This window comes from Flavobacterium sp., assembly GCF_036405015.1.
GTDB lineage: Bacteria > Bacteroidota > Bacteroidia > Flavobacteriales > Flavobacteriaceae > Flavobacterium.
In genome coordinates this window covers 28,722-45,612 of record NZ_DASWYK010000161.1, presented here as the reverse complement: position 1 = coordinate 45,612, position 16,891 = coordinate 28,722, and the positions used below count along the sequence as shown (strand labels likewise).

The following is a 16,891-nucleotide window of genomic DNA, read 5'->3' as shown; positions in this document are numbered from 1 at the left end:
GCGCATAAAAAAAGCTTCCAAAGAAGCATAAAAATAGTAAAGTTTTCTTCATAGATTTTAAAAATAGATTGGTTGGTTTGGCAAATATGAAGCAAAAAAAGTTTAAAAAAAACTTTAGATTTTATGAATTCGTTAACTTTTGACAATGAAAGTATCGGATTATAAGTTCGTTTATAAAAAGAAAGAAGGTTCTTTCTTTTTAGGGGCAAAGGGACAGAGTAACAAAGGGACAAAGGATTGAAAAATTTTCAATTTTTCTCGAAATAAAAAAAGCCGAACTGATGTTCGGCCTTTTTATTTCGACTCCAGAGAAAAACCTCTGAACCTATGTCCCTATGTTCCTTTGAACCTGTGTACAATTAGTACACCTCAGAAGCTTCCTTCAATTTCTCCATATTATTCACCAATTGAAGCTCGGCAACAATTTTCTGAATATCACCATTCATGATGTTTCCTAGATCGTAAAGTGTTAAACCAACTCTGTGATCGGTTACACGACCTTGTGCGTAGTTGTACGTACGGATTTTTGCCGAACGGTCACCAGAACTTACTTGTGAACTACGTTTAGAAGCATCTTCTTCTTGTTTTTTCGCCAATTCCATTTCGTATAGACGAGAACGTAATACGATTAAGGCTTTGTCTTTATTTTTGTGTTGTGATTTCTGATCCTGACATTGCGCTACCAATCCTGTTGGAACGTGCGTTAAACGTACAGCCGATTTCGTTGTATTTACCGATTGTCCTCCAGGTCCAGATGAACAGAAGAAATCTACACGAACATCGTTCATATCGATTTGAACATCAAACTCTTCTGCTTCTGGTAAAACCATAACAGTAGCTGCCGATGTATGCACACGACCTTGTGTTTCTGTCTGCGGAACACGTTGTACACGGTGAACACCCGCTTCAAATTTTAAAGTTCCGTAAACATCTTCTCCAGAAACCTCAAAAATAACCTCTTTGAAACCTCCCGAAGTACCTTCGTTCATATCTACCACAGATGTTCTCCATCCTTGTGACTCACAGTATTTGGTATACATTCTGAATAAATCTCCTGCAAAAATACTTGCTTCGTCCCCACCCGTTCCGGCGCGGATCTCCACCATTACGTTTTTAGCATCTTCAGGATCTTTAGGAATCAACATAAATTTGATTTCCTCCTCCAGTTGCGGCAAACGTTCTTTTGCTTCATCCAACTGCATTTTGGCCATTTCCACCATATCGGCGTCGCTTCCGTCTGCAATAATTTCGTTGGCTTCGTCAATATTGGCTAACACAAGAATGTATTCTTCTCTCTTATCAACCAGCGCTTTAATACTTTTGTATTCCTGGTTAAGCTGCACATAACGTTTCTGATCTGCAATAACATCCGGCTGAATAATCAAATCCGAAATCTCATCAAAACGCTGCTTTACATATTGAAGTCTATCTAACATTTTCTTTTTCCTTTATTTGGACTGCAAAATTACAAAAATTTTGTGGAAAATTCTAGTGTTGATTTTTTTGGTTTTTTGAAGAGGAAATTTAGTGGAATTAGGATTGTTTTTTGGAGCTGTTTCCTGCTATCCGCTATATCTTTTTAGGCAGAAAGTCTTCGGCTTTAATTAAGAAGTTTTGGTTTGCCTAAAAAGGATGTCGCTACTATCAGGGCTAGGAGTTTTCGTATTCATAAGATCGTTTACGGTTTTCCGTAATGTATTTAGATTTTAAGTACTTAGTTTTGAAAACCATACTAACCAACAACTACAATTTTATAAATGAAAAAACTATTTACTCTATTCTTATTACTCATTGCAATAACACAAAATTATTCTCAAAATAAGAATTCTAATGCTAGACAATTTATCGAGAATGCAGAAATCATGCAAGTAAATAAGGATTGGAATATAAAAGCCGAATTTACGACTGGATTAAAAGAGGTTTTAGTTTTCTTTCCTGTTGAAGCAATTGATTTAAAATCAAACAAAAAAATTAAAGCATTGCAAGTGGAAATGGCATTAACCGAAAATTATTTTAAATCTTCTTGGATTGATTTGAATGAAGTTGATGAATTTATTTTATTTCTTGAACAATATGTTATTCCAAATCTTAAAGATAAAACCGAAAAAAACCAATCAACCACATATATTTTTAATTCAAGAGAAATAACATTTAGTTTTCATATTCAAAAAAGTTCAAGAAGAATATCAATATACCTTAAAGATAATGGTTTGACAGATTATAGGCATTATTTCTGGACAGAAACGCAGGTAAGTAAAATTCCTGAGTTGCTTACGATGTTGAAAGCAATTAAATAAATATTTTATTATCAAACAATCAGGTGTATTTACTTGATAAATAATCTAAATTAAAGACGATTTTTGTTTTCTATCTATTTTTTTTTTTTAGATGTATTTATTATCGAATCTAAAATAATATTTTAATTTTTTTAAAGATGGATGAAGAATTAAATCAAGATGCATATCATGCATCACAGCGCACAGTTGGTAAAACGTATTTTTCAAAGAGTTTCATAGCCCCATACTCTGGTTTTATGAAAAAGTTTGCTAATAAAATTTTAGACTTTGAGGACAATGAATATCTCTTAAAAGATGAAAAAACCTTAGGACATTCTTCAAATGGACTAAGACAGCTTAAAGCTCTTTTTCTACATGATGATAGCCGCTTTATAGAAAAACTAGTAATTCAGCAATTTGACTTAAAAAATAGTCCTTTGAAGAATGCTCCTAAAGAAGCATCTTTTCGTGGTCAAGAAGTTGAAAATCTTTATAAATTTTTAAAAAGCATAAAAGAAATTGAATTTCCTAACAATAATACTTTTAATGTCACTGATGCAGAATTAACTAAAATGCTCCTCAATAAAGATCAGGCAACGAAATTAGTATCTGAAAATTTAGAAATACTTCAAGAAGCTTTAAATAACAATATAACTACTAGAGACATCATAAATTTTGGTTATCGCAAAGCACAACTTGAAATTTTTGAGAAACTCCTTTATAGAGAAAATTATTTTGATGAATATAAATTATCTGTAAAAGAAGAATTAAAGATCAATCAAGGAGACGAAGCTGTTTGGCAAAAATTCTTTGAAAAAAACACATGGATTCTTGGTTATGGATTAGATTACATTTTTAACGCTGAACTTGACAATAAAAAATTAGAGCAAATAACTGCTGGCTCTGATTTTATCTCTAAAGGCAAAAGAATTGATGCTTTACTTAAATCTAAAGGAGCCATTAATTCTCTTTGCTTTTGCGAACTGAAACTAGACATTCATCCCTTATTAAAAAAAGTTAAAAATGCATATCGAGAAGAGTCTTGGCAAATTTCAGATGAATTATGTGGAGCCATAGCGCAAGTTCAAAGAACACTTCAGAAGGCAATCACAGAAATTTCTACAAAAACGGAAATTAAAGATTCTGAAGATTATTTAACAGGTGAATCATTGTATTTGTACAATCCTAAAGCTTTTGTGCTTATTGGAAATTTAGAAGAGTTCAAAAAAGATGATAAAATAAACGAAATAAAATTTTCATCATTTGAAATCTTTAGAAAAAGTTTAAAAAATATTGATATAATTACTTATGACGAATTATATCAAAGAGCTTATTATATCTGCCATAAAAAAGAAACTGATTAAAACTTATTTATTTAAAAATCTTCACGCTCACCCGAGTGATGGAATTAAACAAACTTAATAACATATGAATAAAATATATAAAGTCCATAGTCTATACATTTTAAGTATTTTAATATCAATTATTATAGGACTTATAACCATAAAATGGGGAGAATTTGAAAACCTAGTTAATCTAATTTCTTTTGCATTAACAATAACTTCGTTAGTTTTAGCAATTCTCGCAATAATGTATGCAGTATATTCTAACAATTCTTTTATTTCAAACATAACAAAGCTCGATGTTTCATCAGAAAAAATAAAAAATTCTGCGACTGCATTAGATAATTTATCTACCACTTTAGTTGAAAAGATAGAACAAATTCCATCAATCTTAAATTCAATTGAACAAAAAACTGATGCAACTCAAATATTAATATCTAAGCTTAATTTACCAAATACAATTACTTCAGATAACAATTTTAATCCTAATGAAATAGATCTTGAAAATTTTATATATCAGAATTCAACAAGTGGACAAACATTACTTTATATTTTGTTATTATCATTACAAACCAAAAAGCAATTTAATTTAAAGGAAATATGTGATAAGCATTCACTAGGGTTTGATTATTATAATGGCTTTTTTGTTGCTGTACAAACTTTAAAAATTGTAAAAACTGAAATTGAATATAAAGATGGTGATTTTCATTATTTAATTTCCGAAATGAATTCTTATTTAGAAAAAAACATTATGGAATTAATTGGTAATGTAACAAATGAAGATGTCGACAAATATTTCAAAATCAATATACAATACATTGATGCTTTCTTTAAATAATTATACTACTAAATTCGATGGCGCAAATTTTTTCCCTTCGTGTCTTGTAGACTTTTCCTAAGCGCAACAATCTAAATATAAACAATTAAATAATATAAATATGAGTAAATTTAAAGTTGGTGACGTAGTCAAATTAAAATCTGGCAGTCCGTATATGACTATTTCTGAAGATTATAAAAATGGGTGGTACAAAGTCTTATGGTTTTTAGACGGTATGCCGAAAGAATATGAGTTTCATGAAGATGTATTAGAACTTTAATAGCGCGGATTTGCAATCCGTGCCCACAACAATGAGGCACAATACAAAATCACAAAATACAAAAGCTACAATAAAATCATGTAGCTTTTTTTTATGCCCAAAACTCAAACTCCAACCTTATAAACCTCATCCAACAACTCCATTTCCTCTTCTGGCAATAACTGCAAAGCAATTTCAAGCAAAGTCATTACATTAACATCATGGTCTTTTGTAAAACTCGACAAACCTTTTGCATCTGGATTAAGTAAAATAATACTTGCTTTTAGCAAATCTGAAACCATCATATTTAATTCGTTGTACGAAGATACTTTTAGTGATATCGTAAATGAATTATTTTCTTTAGGCTCTGGTTTTAGTTTGGTAAAATATCTTCCTTTATTTATTAATTCTTCCGCTCTTTCTTTGTTTTGTATTTCCATGATTTTTAGTTGTTTTTTCTTTCAAACGAAATTAGAAATACTAGATTATTTTTATGTGATTGTAAACAATCGAGTGTATACAACCGATTTTTAAAATCTAAAAAACATACGCGAATTATCTTATATTTGTTAAATCACATTTTAAAAACAAATCCTGATAATTGAATTACAGTTTTATTAATGAAAATCTCAAGGGCTTTACTAGAAACTATTCTTCCAATAACGATTGCAACTTTTATTGTTATTCTTTATTTTTTCATTAATCAATTCTTTTTTATAGAATCCAATATAGCTTGCGAAACGTATCAGCTAAGCAATACAACTTATTTGATCTACGCATTGATTCTCATCGTCTTTTGCAGTTTTTATCAAATACTTGTTGGAAATTTTATTCTTAAACAATGTAAAAACAGCTTTGCAATGCTCTTGCTTAATGGTCTTTCCTTTACATTATTTTTTAATGTAATTTTAATGCTAATAAATTTATTTCAGAGAAAAATAGAATGGGATTTCTTTTTGATTTTCTTCTTAATATTATTTATATATGGATTGTTACTTACAATAGTAATCAAATTGTGGCGGAAAATTATGTAACGCTTTTCTAATCTTAATTCTTTCCTATGGTAAAAAAGAAAAACTGGCTCAAAATATTTGTAGAGAACTTGTTTGATTTAATTTTAAGCTGGAAATAATACCCGTTAGCGTGGATTTATAACCCAATAACGCAAATTTTAAAATCTGTGCTCACAACACTAAAACACAAAACAAATCATCGTATAAGTTTGATAAAATTAGACCTCACATTTAAACATGAGTAACAACGACAGAATAATTGCAAACCCAAGTTTACTTCAAATTGGATTCAGCTTATTTGGAATGCTATTTTCCTTATCAGTGAGTTATTTGATTTATAATCCCGAAGTAGAATCATATGAAAAAGGAGACTATCTAGCAATGTGGATTTTAATTTCAATTTTTGGCATCTTCGCGTTAGGATGCATTTACATGTTGTTAAGTTCGAAAAAAGTAGAATTGACCGATGAATTTTTATCAATTGAATATCCTTTGCTTTTGAAAACGAAAAAAGTTTCAATAGACGATATCAAAAAGGTGACCGAAAGCAATTACAATATAAAATCTTCACATGATTTCAGTACAATTGAGGTGTACAATGGCAGACAAATTAAGATTGAATTTTTTGAGTTAAAAAAATTGACCATTACTTCATTTGAAGTAACGAATTACGAAATACTATCACAAAATTTAAAAAACGTTACTAAGTCTTATTTTAAGTTACATACAGGAAATAAAAGCATAAAAAACTTTCAAGGGTATGGATGGCTTATTTTTATCATTATTTTGACTGTTGGATTATTGTTTTCATTGATTCAGAAAAATATAGAACACTAAAACAAATAAAATTCCCGCTCGTGCTAGCGGTGAATTGGCTTCTTCTAAAGTTTGCTTAGAAATCAGTAAAAAGAAATAACAATTATGAAAACCTATTTTGTTGACTCATTTACAAATGAAAAATTTAAAGGAAATCCAGCTGCGGTTTGTCTTCCCGAAGTCGAACTCGAAGATGCGTTGATGCAAAATATTGCGGCAGAAATTGGATTTTCTGAAACTGCTTTTATAAAACAGATCGAAGAAAACACGTATAGCATTAGATTTTTTAGTCCGAAAATGGAAATTCCGTTATGCGGGCACGCGACTTTGGCTTCGTCTAAAATTCTTTTCAGCACGACTTCTTTAGAAACTATCCGATTTATTAATTGCAATAATGTCGAATTGTTTATTGAAAAAGAAGCGAATAAAATCAAGATGCAATTTCCGGTTTATGACACAGAGCAAACAGAAGTTCCTCAAAAACTTTTAGAAGCACTTGGAATTTCTGAAATCGTCGAAAAAAGATACAGCCTGAACAATAAAATAATTTTGATAGAAATTGAAAGTGCTCAAAAACTAGCCGATTTAAAACCCGATTTTACAGCCTTAAAAAATTCGCACAACGGAATAAACGGCGTTTTGGTAACTGCCATTTCCGACAACGAAAACTTTGATTTTCATTACCGCTATTTCTGGCCGTGGGCAGGAACCGACGAAGATCCAGTAACGGGCGGCGTTCAGACCTTTTTGACAAAATATTGGGCAACGAAACTAAATAAAACGAAGTTTAATGCCTTTCAATCTTCTTCTAGAACCGGAATTATGAGTACAGAACTTGTTCAAGATAAAGTCTATATTCTGGGTGAAGCTGTGATTGTTTTAGAGGGTAATTTTATTTTATAAAACCCACTAGCGTCTAATCTTTGCGGAGCTACTTGCGGAGATTTCTCGTTCCTCGAAATGACAAAACTGTACGGAAGAACTTTATAGAATCTATCGTGTTAGTATCTCTTTTAAATCAAAAGTCCTACACAAAATATGCTATATTTGTTTTTTACCAAATCATATCCCCACCGCTGGCGCGAGCGTCACGCTCGTGCCTATTGCTACGTTCACGAGCGGGACGCTCGCGCTAACCGAGGAGCTTATTTTAAAATTTATTACAAATACATTAAATGAAAAAACTTTTACTTCTTCTATCTTTAATCATTAGTACTATTTCGCAAGGACAAACCACTTCCTCGTTTTCTAATTATTTTTCTGGCAACAAAAGGTATTGCGAAATGAGCAAAGAAAACTTAGAATTATGGAAACTAGGGTTTGATGCACTGCAATTTGAAAAGTACTATAAATATTCTTCCGCAGCATTTCTAAAAATAATCAAAGCAGATTCCACAAACTGCGACGCCTATTTTATGGCTGGATACACTTGCCGAATTCAAAATATGCCAAAAGAAGCCCTGGTTTATTATTATATGGCTGATAGTTTAGCTCAAAATAAGTCTATTGAATTCAAACAAAATCTTGCCACAACCAGCTTTGCACTAGGAAATCTAAAACTTTCCAGAAAAAAATACCTCGAAATGGTCGAATTCTTTCCCGAAAGTCCTGAAGGATACTATGGTATTGCTTTAACTTCGACCATTATTGGTGATGTTGAAAATGGATTGGAAAACATGAACAAAGCAGCAAAAATTTATAATTCATTGAATAATAAATTAAATGATGACAGTTATTTACTCTTTGGTATTCTTCTCACAAGGAATGGAAAGTTTTCTGAATCGCTGCCCTATTTTGAACAATGTTATTCAAAATATAAAAAAGAAGACGGATTCAATACTCATTACTCTTACAGCTTGCTAAAAGTGTCCCAAATAAATAAAGACGAAAAAATGAAACAGAAAGCTCTTAAGATTTATGAAAAGATTAAAAATAAGGAGGAAATCACTGAAGAAATTAGAAATGAATTTAAAGTTTAAATCATTATTCAAATCAATTAATTAGTTAATAGAAACATATTATAATTCCTCCGCTGGCGCGTCCCGCTCTTGAACGCAATCTAAATCAATTTCAAAAACTGCATGGGCACGAGCGGGACGCTCGCGCTAGCAGGGGGAGCAAAATGACAATTCAATTGAAACATAATGGGAATTTTTGACTTCTTAAAAAACAAACCAAAATTGACTGACACAACATCAGATCAACCACATTTGCCAAATAAGGTCAACCATAAAACTCATTTAGACAACATTCAAAAAGAAATTTTTCTACACTTGAAACCATTAGGTTTTAAGAAAAAGGGACGCACATTTAACAGACAAACAGAAGACGGAATTTATCAAGTAATCAATATTCAGAGTGGTAAATATGAATTTGGCGACAACTATGTGATCCCAGGATTTAAGGAAAACTTTTATGGAAAGTTCACTGTCAATTTAGGAATAATGGTAAAAGAGATTTATGAACTTAGCGCCAACAAACCCAAAGACATTTATCAAGACTATGATTGCCAAATTAGAGAACGACTACCTCATTTGACCATTAAACAGGATCATTGGTGGATTATTAAAGGGGACGACAGTATAACAACAAAAGAAATTATTGACGGACTTAATTCGCACGGACTTGGTTGGCTTGACCAATTTGAAACCAGAGATAAAATTTGCAAAAACTTAGAAACTTATAAAGGTACTTTAGGTAGAGTAAAATTGGATGTAGCAATAATTGAACTTTATAGGGACAGAATAAAAGGAGAAAAATTATTTCAAGATTACTATGATAACATTGACATAAAACGCACACATAAGAAATACGTTAAAGAACTTGCGAACAGACTTGGAGTAAATTTAACGACAATAGAAGAAGCCTAAACCGAAAATCATTTAGCCCTCCGGAAACTTGATCTATAACAATTCCAAAAAATGCCCGAAACAAAACCCAAAAAGAAAAACTGGCTCAAAATACTTATAGAAAATCTATTAGATTTAATTCTAAATTAGAAACAAAAAAAATGCGCAAAACTCTTTCTAAAGACTTTTGCGCATTTCCTTTTATATTATCAAAAAATAATAACTACTTCCCTCCCAACATTCGCTCCAAATACTCATTCTTCTCCTTTTCTGCCTGAATCAAACGTTCATAAAGCTCTACCACTTTATCTAATGGATTGAAAGTGCAAGTGCTGCTATGTCCAAAATTACTATGAGAAACAGCTTCATTAAAAGTATTAAAATAGTTGATTACATTTTCTTCCGAAAAATTTTCAATAGCTTCAACCGTTACTTCGAGCGCTTTTGCAATTTCAATTAGTTTATCCTGATCAATCGTTTCACTTGCTTCAAGATTAGAAACCGTCTGCTGACTTACACCAATAGCAAGTGCCAAGGCTTCTTGTTTCATGCCTTTGAGTTCTCTGATACGGTTAATATTGCGTCCGATATGTCTTGTCTTTGCTGGTGTATTCATTAATCAAAGATATTTAAAATTCTAAATTGAAATAGGTTAATGGTAAAAAACAAATGCCGTTGGTACGATACAAGTTCTTTTAGTTCTGCACTTTGTAATCTTTTACTTGCTTTGCAATCGTTTTGTAAAATTAAACTTTCCAAAACGAATTCATTAAAAATTAACACAGCAATACCACAACAGCTGTGTAAATGGATATCTAAAATTACAATTTTCATTTGCAATTCCCTGCATCCTGCCCTTTTAAAGTTTACACGCCATCTCAAAATTGCGGAAACAAAAAAATAAAAAACAAACTAATAAAAGAAAAGAAAATGAAAATGTCTTTTAAACTAGCCCTGCTTTGCCTAGGGCTTAACCTGACTTGCATCAACGCACAAGTAGGAATGCCAACCAATAACCCAAACAAAGATGCAGTTCTGGATTTAAACAGAACAGACGGAACAAGTGCAAAAGGTCTTCTGTTGCCCAAAGTAGCACTGACAGGCTTAACCAGTGCTTCGCCAATGACAGCGCATGTTGCAGGAATGCACATCTGGAATACGGCAACCGTAACAGGTACAAATGGTGTTAGTCCTGGAGAATATTATAATAATGGTAGCAAATGGATTCGTGTTTCATCTGCTACAGATGCCTGGATTCAAGACGGAAACAGCAATGGCAGCCTAAAAGTACTTGGTACAAACGATGCTTTTGATTTACCTATTGAAACCAATGGTGTAGAAAAAATGAGAGTTACTTCTGGAGGACAAGTTTTGGTAAATACAACAACCTCTATGACTGGAGGTACTACTGCAAAAGTACAGATCAATAATGGTACAACTGCTGGAGCGCTTCAGATTAAAGATGGCACAGAAAATCAAGGCAAAGTGCTAACAAGTGACTGGAATGGGGTTGGAACATGGCAGTTTCCAGCCGTAACTCCCACTTATGTTGGTACTTGGGATTCTGCATATGCCTCTATCTCTGTTAAAACAGCCGATCAAACAACGCAAAAATACACTGGCTTAAGCATTACATTGCCACCAGGAAAATATTATGTAAATGCAAATTTTGGTTTCAATATAGGAAATACTACCTCATGGAGATATGCTAGCTACGGACTATCAGCTACCCCTTCCTCAGGAACTCCTCTTCAAGTTCACTTTATTGGAGGGAATCCTGCAATGGGAGGTAATACTGCAATGATATCTAATACATCATGGATAATTGATCTTTCATCTGCAACAGTAAATACTAAAATATATTTTTACCAATGTGATGTCACTGTCGGAAATACAACAACCAGTGGCTGTTGTGAAGATCAATTCTTTGCAGTTGCTTTAAGAATGTAATATGAAATAGTAGCATTTTATAGCATTACCTTGATCAATTAAAAAACTACGCAAATGTCTCTTAGACTTCGCGTAGTTTTTTATTTTTCACAAATTCTAAAGCAGAAAATAAAAATTGAACTTCCCAAAAAATTTGTACCAATACGTTTTGTTTCTATCTTTATTCTTTACAAAATCAAATAAATTATAAAGGCTAAATGAAGTTTAAACCTCTTTTATTATTGCTTTTTTTTAGTATCAGTTCTTGCATGGATAAAGACGATTACTATCATCGTGGAATCGAAAAAACACACATTGAGGATTATGAAGGAGCCAAAGCAGATTTTTCTAAAGCTATAGCGTTGGACCAATCATTTATTGATGCCTATCGCCTTCGCGGAAAAGTAAAATCATTTTTAGGCGAATACAGCGACGCTATCCTAGATTATTCGAAAGCGATTAAGATTAATCCACAAAATAATTATTCTTACCAAGCGTATTACGACAGAGGACTTGCCAAAATGGAACTGAGCGATTATAAGGGAGCCGTTAGCGATTTTTCAAAAGACATCCAATTCGAAAAAACTTCATGGATTACCTATGCCGAAAGAGGACTGGCAAAATATTATTTAAAAGAGTATCAAAGCGCTATTAAAGATTGCGATTCGGCCATAGAAATTCATAACTACATGGGCTATTCGTATTACATTAGAGGAATCAATAAACTAAAAATCAACGACTGGAACGGAGCCTGTCTCGATCTAGAAAAAGCCAGCGAACTTAATACTATAGACGGTATTCAATGTCGCGACACGATTGAAAAATATTGCAAACCGAAAAACCTGCCATGAAAAAATTAGCTTTTTTATCTATTATTATATTCGCTATTTCCTGCCATAACAACACTACAAAAACGGTCGAAAAATCGGATTTGCCAAAAGAAACAGAAGTCTTTTCTGAAACCAAACCCCAATCGGACAGCATCGTTACTAAGGATACAAAAAACGAAGTCATGAAGGAAGAGGATATTCTTTTTAACGGAAAACTAAAAAGATATTTTTCTCTAAAAGAATTTGAAAGCGTTCTGGGAAAAACAGACAGTATTAAATTAATGTCTGAAGAAGAACCTTGTTCCTATATTTTTGAAAACGAAGACGGCAGCAAAGATATGGAAGACAAATATCTTTATAAAGACGGTTCACGATTTGAAAACACAAAAGACAAAGTTGCTGTTGATGAATTCAGATTCACAAAAAACAATTTCATTCTCTTTAAAGGAAACAAATTAAACGCCAACACTACTACAAGCGATCTTCAAAAACTGTTTCCAAATGCCATTAAAAATATCGGAACCATGTATGTTTACCGAGAAGGAGACCTACAAGTAATTCAGTTAAGAGAAGACGACAACAATATCTCTGACGGACATATCAAGATATTTATCAAAAACGGGAAATTATATTATATGCATTGGTGGTTTCCTTGTTAAGATTAAACGTTTCCAAATTGCGTAGTTTTTGGATTTTTACCTTTGTTTCTATCTTTAGTCTTTAGAAAATCGGAAAAAAATTTGAATAACCCGAAACCTCGGATTTAAAACCGCGCCTGAAAAATTTAACAAATGAAAAAGAACATTGAAGAAGAAATAAGTAATCTAACAAATCAATTAATCGAATTGGTAAGTCTAGAATGCTGGAACGATATTTCGAACAATCTCGTGTTTATATTATCTAATATTTCGGAAACAGGAGAAAATGCTTTGGTTCATCGCCACAACAGAAACATCGCCAACAAAAAGAAAACACCAAAAAGCTTGAACGAAGCAGTCTCTGATCTGGCAAAAATTTACGATACCATTTACGATATAAACTTATACGTTTACAAAGCCGAAAAAAATCGAACGATACTTGATATTCGGTATTTTCTTAAAAGCGAACTCGATGCCGAGTATCTGAAAACAGTAATTAATAATTCTCCTATGCTGCATTGTAAAATTGTATTACCTCCCTATCTAAAAGAAAACAGCAAATTTGATGTCAATTGGGAATTGGGTGGCATCAGACATCACTGGAATATGTTTTGGTACAGAAGAAAATTTAGAAAATTGGCGCAAGCTAGAATTTCACGCTAGTAAAGTTTTTTTGATTTTAAGCTGTACTTTTCTATTAGAAACCTGCTGGGATTAAATACTATATTCTAGAAAGTTCTTCAGATTTTTTCAAGTTTAAAAACCAAGAAGAAATCTCTTATATTTGTTTATAATCAAATACATAAAAAACCAATCAAAATGATGACTCTAATTGCAATTTTCTTTCCATGCGTTTCTTTCTTTTTGAGAGGAAAAATACTTACTTCTATTATTTGTTTGATTTTGCAAATCACCTTAATTGGCTGGATTCCTGCGGCAATTTGGGCGGTTATTTCGCTTCAAAACGCAAGAGCTGATAAACGAAATGAGAAATTAATAAAAGCGATAAGATCAAAATCCTAACGAATAACGAATAGAAAAGAAAGATGATAATAATGAAATTTGAAGCTTTACTCCTAGAACGGTTTTACAAAATCTAATTCTGAAATAAAAACAAACTTTAGTAGTAAGCTTTCTTTTAAATCTAAAAACCATCAAAATTCATATAAAAATGAAAAAATTGTCACTGTATTTCTCGATACTATTTTTATTTAGTTTTAGCTCTACTTTACTGGCGCAAACACAAGCCGAAATGGATCAAACCGCAATTAACGATTATAAAAAAGCGGACAATGAACTTAATTTGGTTTATAAAAAACTGATGAAACAGCTCAGTGAAAAAGAGAAAAAATTACTAATCGTAGCTCAAAAAGACTGGATAAAATTTAGAGATTCAAAGTGCAATTTTGAACAGAAAGAATATGAGGGAGGAACTATTCAGCCTGTCATTTATTATGCCTGCCTGATGGAGTGCACCAATAAAAGAACAGAGGATTTAAAAGCCAATTTAGAAGATCGTGAAAAAAGATATGGCGCTAAGTAATGCAACAGAAAACTTTAATCAAATAAAATTCAGCTTAAAATGGAAAACTTCGACTGGACTTCATTCACCAAAAAAATAGCAATTAAAGCATCCCTTGAAGACATTTACAATGCCTGGACCATAGCAAATGAACTGGAAAAATGGTTTTTAGAAAAAGTATCTTTCTTTGATAGCATGCAAAATCCATTTAGCAAAGATCAAAACGTTTCTGAAAACAATACTTACGAATGGTTATGGTATTTGTATAAAGATGCCATGAAAGGAAAAATAACCGCTGCCAACGGAAAAGACCAATTGCAGTTTACCTTTGAAGGAACTTGTCTCGTCGATATAAAACTGAGCGAAAGTGATGGTTACACGATTGTTGAACTTCGTCATCACAATATTCCAACAGATGATTTTTCTAAGCAATACATCAGATTAGGTTGTTCAAACGGCTGGCATTTTTATTTGACCAATCTTAAATCGGTTTATGAGGGAGGTTTGGATTTGCGCAATAAGGACGAAAATTTGAATCCGATGATTAATAATTAAACAAAACCTACAAATGCCTCAATTAAAAAATCTTACAGAAAAGGAGTTGATGAAATTAAACTCTGACATCATGGATGAGTTAAAAGCAAGAGAAATAATTCGTACACGAAACAATCCAATTGCAGATTATTGTGAATGGTATGTAGCCAAAAAACTTGGATGGAAATTACAAAATAGCTCAAATTCAGGTTTTGATGCGATTGATTCCGAAAATCGTAGGGTACAAATAAAATGCAGAACTTTAATAAAAGGAAAAGGAACCAGACAACTTGGTGTTATCAGAAAACTGGACCAGGACACATTTGATTATTTAATTGCTCTTTTATTTGATGAAAATACTGAAGTCGTTAAAGGGTATAAAATTTCAAAGGAATTGATAAAAAAATATTCCACATTTAGTAAACATCAAAACGGACATATACTTTATGTGAAAGGGAATTTACTGAATGATGAAAAACTGGAAGATATTACAGAACTTTTGAAATAATAAAAAAGTAAGTTTTTTCTTTTGTTTTTAAATATATTTGCGTCTACTAAACTTACAGGCCGACTTATGAGAGATCAATTAAAAAAATTACAAGAAGATATATATAACTATTCATTAGCCAAGGATAATGATTACTATAACAATTATTCTCCAAAACTTTCTTTTTTTCCTGTTGGAAACCTTTTCGATGTAACCTTTTTTGGAGATGGATATGATGATGATCCTGATACTAAAATTTCGGAAATTAATTATGAAACTAATTTCGCATTTTGCAGTCTCTTAGATTTGTTAAGCGATCAAACCATTGCAGAACAATTAATTTCGATAAGTTTCACAGGTCCAGACGAAGGCGCAAATGGCACAAAATCATGGAACTTCAACAGACTGCTGAATTCAGATGCCGTTTTTACAAATCTTAAAAGTTTTAGTGTACAGTTAACAGATATGGGAGATCATAATCAAAATGTGATTGATAATGGTGATTTAGAAGAAGGCGGAATGATCGCTAAACTCATTTCAAAAATGCCTAATTTAGAGCAATTAGTTATTCCATCTGCTCCTGATTATTCTTTTTTTGAAATCGGTGAACATCCTCTTAAACATTTGAAATTACAGGCAGGTTATACTCACCAAAACTTTATTGAGAATTTGGCAAAGAGTAATAATTTTAAACAATTAACAACATTAGATTACACTGATTTAATTGATTTTTATGATTTTTCAGATGAAGAATATACCCACTTTGATAGTTTTGTTGAGCTTTTTAAATCACCCGCATTTTCTTCTATTCGAAGTTTCAAATTAAGAAATAATAATTTAAACGATGAACAGCTTTTTGAATTGGAACGATTAAAAAAAGTATCTTTTCTTATCATAAAAGCCAAAGGTGGAAGATATGTAAGTCATTTATTAAGAGAGAAAAAATGATTATAAACATCAATAATCAACTATTCAAAAACATCCCAAAAAGAAATTTCCTTTTGGGATGTTTTTTATAAGCTTAAAAAACTAAGCCTACTCTTCTACTTTCAGAATTTCTAATTTTAAATTTCCTTTTTTAGCAGGCCATTCGACCAAATCTCCTACTTTGTAACCTACCATCGCGATTCCTTCATCAGAAAGAACCGAAATTTTGTTTTTACTTACTTTCACTTTATCAGGACCAACCAACAAAATGGTTTTTTCTTCATTATTGATATGGTTTTTATACGTTACTTTTCGGTTTATCGAGACAATATCTTCTGGAAGATTCTTGCGCAATACCTGAGTGGCATGTTTTAATTCGTTCAGCAACAACTCCTCTTCTTTTGGCGTTACTTTTTTTCTTCTTACATGATCTTTAATTAAATCGTAGGTTCCTGTAGTTAAAATAATATTTTGTGACATGACTTTCTTGTTTGCTTCATTTTACATCGAAAAACGACATACAACTCTTCACCAAATATCCAGCGCTCCAACTGATTCAGTGATATCTATCCCGAATGAAAATTGAAGATTATTAAATGAGCAATATAAAAGGATGAATCCCTGTCTAGAGTTCCGACAGGGCAAAAGGAA

At 31.9% G+C, this 16,891-nt stretch carries 21 protein-coding genes; 17 read left to right on the top strand and 4 right to left on the bottom strand.

Going from position 1 to position 16,891, the window contains the following annotated elements:
• Nucleotides 1–359: 359 nt before the first annotated feature.
• Nucleotides 360–1,436 (bottom strand): peptide chain release factor 1, encoded by a 1,077-nt coding sequence (gene prfA / locus VGE71_RS13030; protein ID WP_144214776.1) that lies wholly within the window; start codon nt 1,434–1,436, stop codon nt 360–362.
• Between the two features lie 321 nt (nt 1,437–1,757).
• Between prfA and VGE71_RS13025 the strand changes: the two genes are divergently transcribed.
• The 4 genes from VGE71_RS13025 (at nt 1,758) to VGE71_RS13010 (ending at nt 4,716) form a co-directional block, all read left to right on the top strand.
• The gene (locus VGE71_RS13025) at nt 1,758–2,297 is read left to right on the top strand and encodes a hypothetical protein (protein WP_331138720.1); all 540 of its coding nucleotides are present in this window, start codon (nt 1,758–1,760) and stop codon (nt 2,295–2,297) included.
• A gap of 137 nt (nt 2,298–2,434) precedes the next feature.
• Nucleotides 2,435–3,640 carry a Shedu immune nuclease family protein gene (locus VGE71_RS13020; protein WP_331138719.1) on the top strand — a complete coding sequence of 402 codons (1,206 nt, stop codon included), beginning with the start codon at nt 2,435–2,437 and terminating at the stop codon, nt 3,638–3,640.
• A gap of 64 nt (nt 3,641–3,704) precedes the next feature.
• Entirely contained in the window at nt 3,705–4,457 is a 753-nt protein-coding gene (locus tag VGE71_RS13015) for a hypothetical protein (RefSeq protein WP_331138718.1), read from the top strand.
• 100 nt (nt 4,458–4,557) lie between these two features.
• The gene (locus VGE71_RS13010) at nt 4,558–4,716 is read left to right on the top strand and encodes a YodC family protein (RefSeq protein WP_331138717.1); all 159 of its coding nucleotides are present in this window, start codon (nt 4,558–4,560) and stop codon (nt 4,714–4,716) included.
• 104 nt (nt 4,717–4,820) lie between these two features.
• Here the strand turns inward: VGE71_RS13010 and VGE71_RS13005 are convergent, their stop codons facing one another.
• Nucleotides 4,821–5,135 (bottom strand): hypothetical protein, encoded by a 315-nt coding sequence (locus VGE71_RS13005; protein ID WP_331138716.1) that lies wholly within the window; start codon nt 5,133–5,135, stop codon nt 4,821–4,823.
• Between the two features lie 810 nt (nt 5,136–5,945).
• Between VGE71_RS13005 and VGE71_RS13000 the strand changes: the two genes are divergently transcribed.
• The 4 genes from VGE71_RS13000 to VGE71_RS12985 all read left to right on the top strand — a co-directional run bounded on the left by VGE71_RS13000 (nt 5,946) and on the right by VGE71_RS12985 (nt 9,394).
• A complete protein-coding gene (locus VGE71_RS13000; protein ID WP_331138715.1) occupies nt 5,946–6,545 on the top strand; it encodes a hypothetical protein in 600 nt (199 codons plus the stop codon).
• A gap of 84 nt (nt 6,546–6,629) precedes the next feature.
• Complete coding sequence (locus VGE71_RS12995; RefSeq protein WP_331138714.1) at nt 6,630–7,427, top strand: PhzF family phenazine biosynthesis protein; 798 nt, start codon at nt 6,630–6,632, stop codon at nt 7,425–7,427.
• Between the two features lie 272 nt (nt 7,428–7,699).
• A complete protein-coding gene (locus tag VGE71_RS12990) occupies nt 7,700–8,503 on the top strand; it encodes a hypothetical protein (RefSeq protein WP_331138713.1) in 804 nt (267 codons plus the stop codon).
• 165 nt (nt 8,504–8,668) lie between these two features.
• Nucleotides 8,669–9,394 (top strand): DUF4304 domain-containing protein, encoded by a 726-nt coding sequence (locus VGE71_RS12985; protein WP_331138712.1) that lies wholly within the window; start codon nt 8,669–8,671, stop codon nt 9,392–9,394.
• Nucleotides 9,395–9,596: 202 nt separating this feature from the next.
• On the opposite strand, the gene VGE71_RS12980 is transcribed toward VGE71_RS12985, so the two are convergent.
• The gene (locus VGE71_RS12980) at nt 9,597–9,989 is read right to left on the bottom strand and encodes a helix-turn-helix transcriptional regulator (protein WP_144214786.1); all 393 of its coding nucleotides are present in this window, start codon (nt 9,987–9,989) and stop codon (nt 9,597–9,599) included.
• A gap of 320 nt (nt 9,990–10,309) precedes the next feature.
• On the opposite strand from VGE71_RS12980, the gene VGE71_RS12975 reads away from it, so the two are divergent.
• The 9 genes from VGE71_RS12975 to VGE71_RS12935 all read left to right on the top strand — a co-directional run bounded on the left by VGE71_RS12975 (nt 10,310) and on the right by VGE71_RS12935 (nt 16,261).
• Entirely contained in the window at nt 10,310–11,323 is a 1,014-nt protein-coding gene (locus VGE71_RS12975) for a hypothetical protein (RefSeq protein WP_331138711.1), read from the top strand.
• 197 nt (nt 11,324–11,520) lie between these two features.
• Nucleotides 11,521–12,153, top strand: a complete 633-nt coding sequence (locus tag VGE71_RS12970; RefSeq protein ID WP_331138710.1) for a hypothetical protein — start codon at nt 11,521–11,523, stop codon at nt 12,151–12,153.
• Nucleotides 12,150–12,791 (top strand): hypothetical protein, encoded by a 642-nt coding sequence (locus tag VGE71_RS12965; protein ID WP_331138709.1) that lies wholly within the window; start codon nt 12,150–12,152, stop codon nt 12,789–12,791. The genes VGE71_RS12970 and VGE71_RS12965 overlap by 4 nt, the downstream gene beginning before the upstream one ends.
• Before the next feature lie 132 nt (nt 12,792–12,923).
• Nucleotides 12,924–13,433 (top strand): hypothetical protein, encoded by a 510-nt coding sequence (locus tag VGE71_RS12960; RefSeq protein WP_331138708.1) that lies wholly within the window; start codon nt 12,924–12,926, stop codon nt 13,431–13,433.
• Between the two features lie 156 nt (nt 13,434–13,589).
• The gene (locus VGE71_RS12955; protein WP_331138707.1) at nt 13,590–13,793 is read left to right on the top strand and encodes a YqaE/Pmp3 family membrane protein; all 204 of its coding nucleotides are present in this window, start codon (nt 13,590–13,592) and stop codon (nt 13,791–13,793) included.
• A 148-nt stretch (nt 13,794–13,941) separates the two neighbouring features.
• Complete coding sequence (locus VGE71_RS12950; protein ID WP_331138706.1) at nt 13,942–14,313, top strand: lysozyme inhibitor LprI family protein; 372 nt, start codon at nt 13,942–13,944, stop codon at nt 14,311–14,313.
• Between the two features lie 39 nt (nt 14,314–14,352).
• A complete protein-coding gene (locus VGE71_RS12945; protein WP_331138705.1) occupies nt 14,353–14,847 on the top strand; it encodes an SRPBCC domain-containing protein in 495 nt (164 codons plus the stop codon).
• Between the two features lie 13 nt (nt 14,848–14,860).
• Nucleotides 14,861–15,334 (top strand): DUF6998 domain-containing protein, encoded by a 474-nt coding sequence (locus VGE71_RS12940; protein WP_331138704.1) that lies wholly within the window; start codon nt 14,861–14,863, stop codon nt 15,332–15,334.
• A gap of 66 nt (nt 15,335–15,400) precedes the next feature.
• Complete coding sequence (locus VGE71_RS12935) at nt 15,401–16,261, top strand: hypothetical protein (protein WP_331138703.1); 861 nt, start codon at nt 15,401–15,403, stop codon at nt 16,259–16,261.
• Between the two features lie 87 nt (nt 16,262–16,348).
• On the opposite strand, the gene VGE71_RS12930 is transcribed toward VGE71_RS12935, so the two are convergent.
• Nucleotides 16,349–16,720, bottom strand: coding sequence for a GreA/GreB family elongation factor (locus tag VGE71_RS12930; RefSeq protein WP_331138702.1), 372 nt, complete (start codon nt 16,718–16,720; stop codon nt 16,349–16,351).
• Nucleotides 16,721–16,891: the final 171 nt, after the last annotated feature.

Bases quoted from the DNA above. Each gene is read 5' to 3' on its own strand.
- prfA (WP_144214776.1), bottom strand. From the start codon at position 1,436: ATGTTAGATAGACTTCAATATGTAAAGCAGCGTTTTGATGAGATTTCG.
- VGE71_RS13025 (WP_331138720.1), top strand. From the start codon at position 1,758: ATGAAAAAACTATTTACTCTATTCTTATTACTCATTGCAATAACACAA.
- VGE71_RS13020 (WP_331138719.1), top strand. From the start codon at position 2,435: ATGGATGAAGAATTAAATCAAGATGCATATCATGCATCACAGCGCACA.
- VGE71_RS13015 (WP_331138718.1), top strand. From the start codon at position 3,705: ATGAATAAAATATATAAAGTCCATAGTCTATACATTTTAAGTATTTTA.
- VGE71_RS13010 (WP_331138717.1), top strand. From the start codon at position 4,558: ATGAGTAAATTTAAAGTTGGTGACGTAGTCAAATTAAAATCTGGCAGT.
- VGE71_RS13005 (WP_331138716.1), bottom strand. From the start codon at position 5,135: ATGGAAATACAAAACAAAGAAAGAGCGGAAGAATTAATAAATAAAGGA.
- VGE71_RS13000 (WP_331138715.1), top strand. From the start codon at position 5,946: ATGAGTAACAACGACAGAATAATTGCAAACCCAAGTTTACTTCAAATT.
- VGE71_RS12995 (WP_331138714.1), top strand. From the start codon at position 6,630: ATGAAAACCTATTTTGTTGACTCATTTACAAATGAAAAATTTAAAGGA.
- VGE71_RS12990 (WP_331138713.1), top strand. From the start codon at position 7,700: ATGAAAAAACTTTTACTTCTTCTATCTTTAATCATTAGTACTATTTCG.
- VGE71_RS12985 (WP_331138712.1), top strand. From the start codon at position 8,669: ATGGGAATTTTTGACTTCTTAAAAAACAAACCAAAATTGACTGACACA.
- VGE71_RS12980 (WP_144214786.1), bottom strand. From the start codon at position 9,989: ATGAATACACCAGCAAAGACAAGACATATCGGACGCAATATTAACCGT.
- VGE71_RS12975 (WP_331138711.1), top strand. From the start codon at position 10,310: ATGTCTTTTAAACTAGCCCTGCTTTGCCTAGGGCTTAACCTGACTTGC.
- VGE71_RS12970 (WP_331138710.1), top strand. From the start codon at position 11,521: ATGAAGTTTAAACCTCTTTTATTATTGCTTTTTTTTAGTATCAGTTCT.
- VGE71_RS12965 (WP_331138709.1), top strand. From the start codon at position 12,150: ATGAAAAAATTAGCTTTTTTATCTATTATTATATTCGCTATTTCCTGC.
- VGE71_RS12960 (WP_331138708.1), top strand. From the start codon at position 12,924: ATGAAAAAGAACATTGAAGAAGAAATAAGTAATCTAACAAATCAATTA.
- VGE71_RS12955 (WP_331138707.1), top strand. From the start codon at position 13,590: ATGATGACTCTAATTGCAATTTTCTTTCCATGCGTTTCTTTCTTTTTG.
- VGE71_RS12950 (WP_331138706.1), top strand. From the start codon at position 13,942: ATGAAAAAATTGTCACTGTATTTCTCGATACTATTTTTATTTAGTTTT.
- VGE71_RS12945 (WP_331138705.1), top strand. From the start codon at position 14,353: ATGGAAAACTTCGACTGGACTTCATTCACCAAAAAAATAGCAATTAAA.
- VGE71_RS12940 (WP_331138704.1), top strand. From the start codon at position 14,861: ATGCCTCAATTAAAAAATCTTACAGAAAAGGAGTTGATGAAATTAAAC.
- VGE71_RS12935 (WP_331138703.1), top strand. From the start codon at position 15,401: ATGAGAGATCAATTAAAAAAATTACAAGAAGATATATATAACTATTCA.
- VGE71_RS12930 (WP_331138702.1), bottom strand. From the start codon at position 16,720: ATGTCACAAAATATTATTTTAACTACAGGAACCTACGATTTAATTAAA.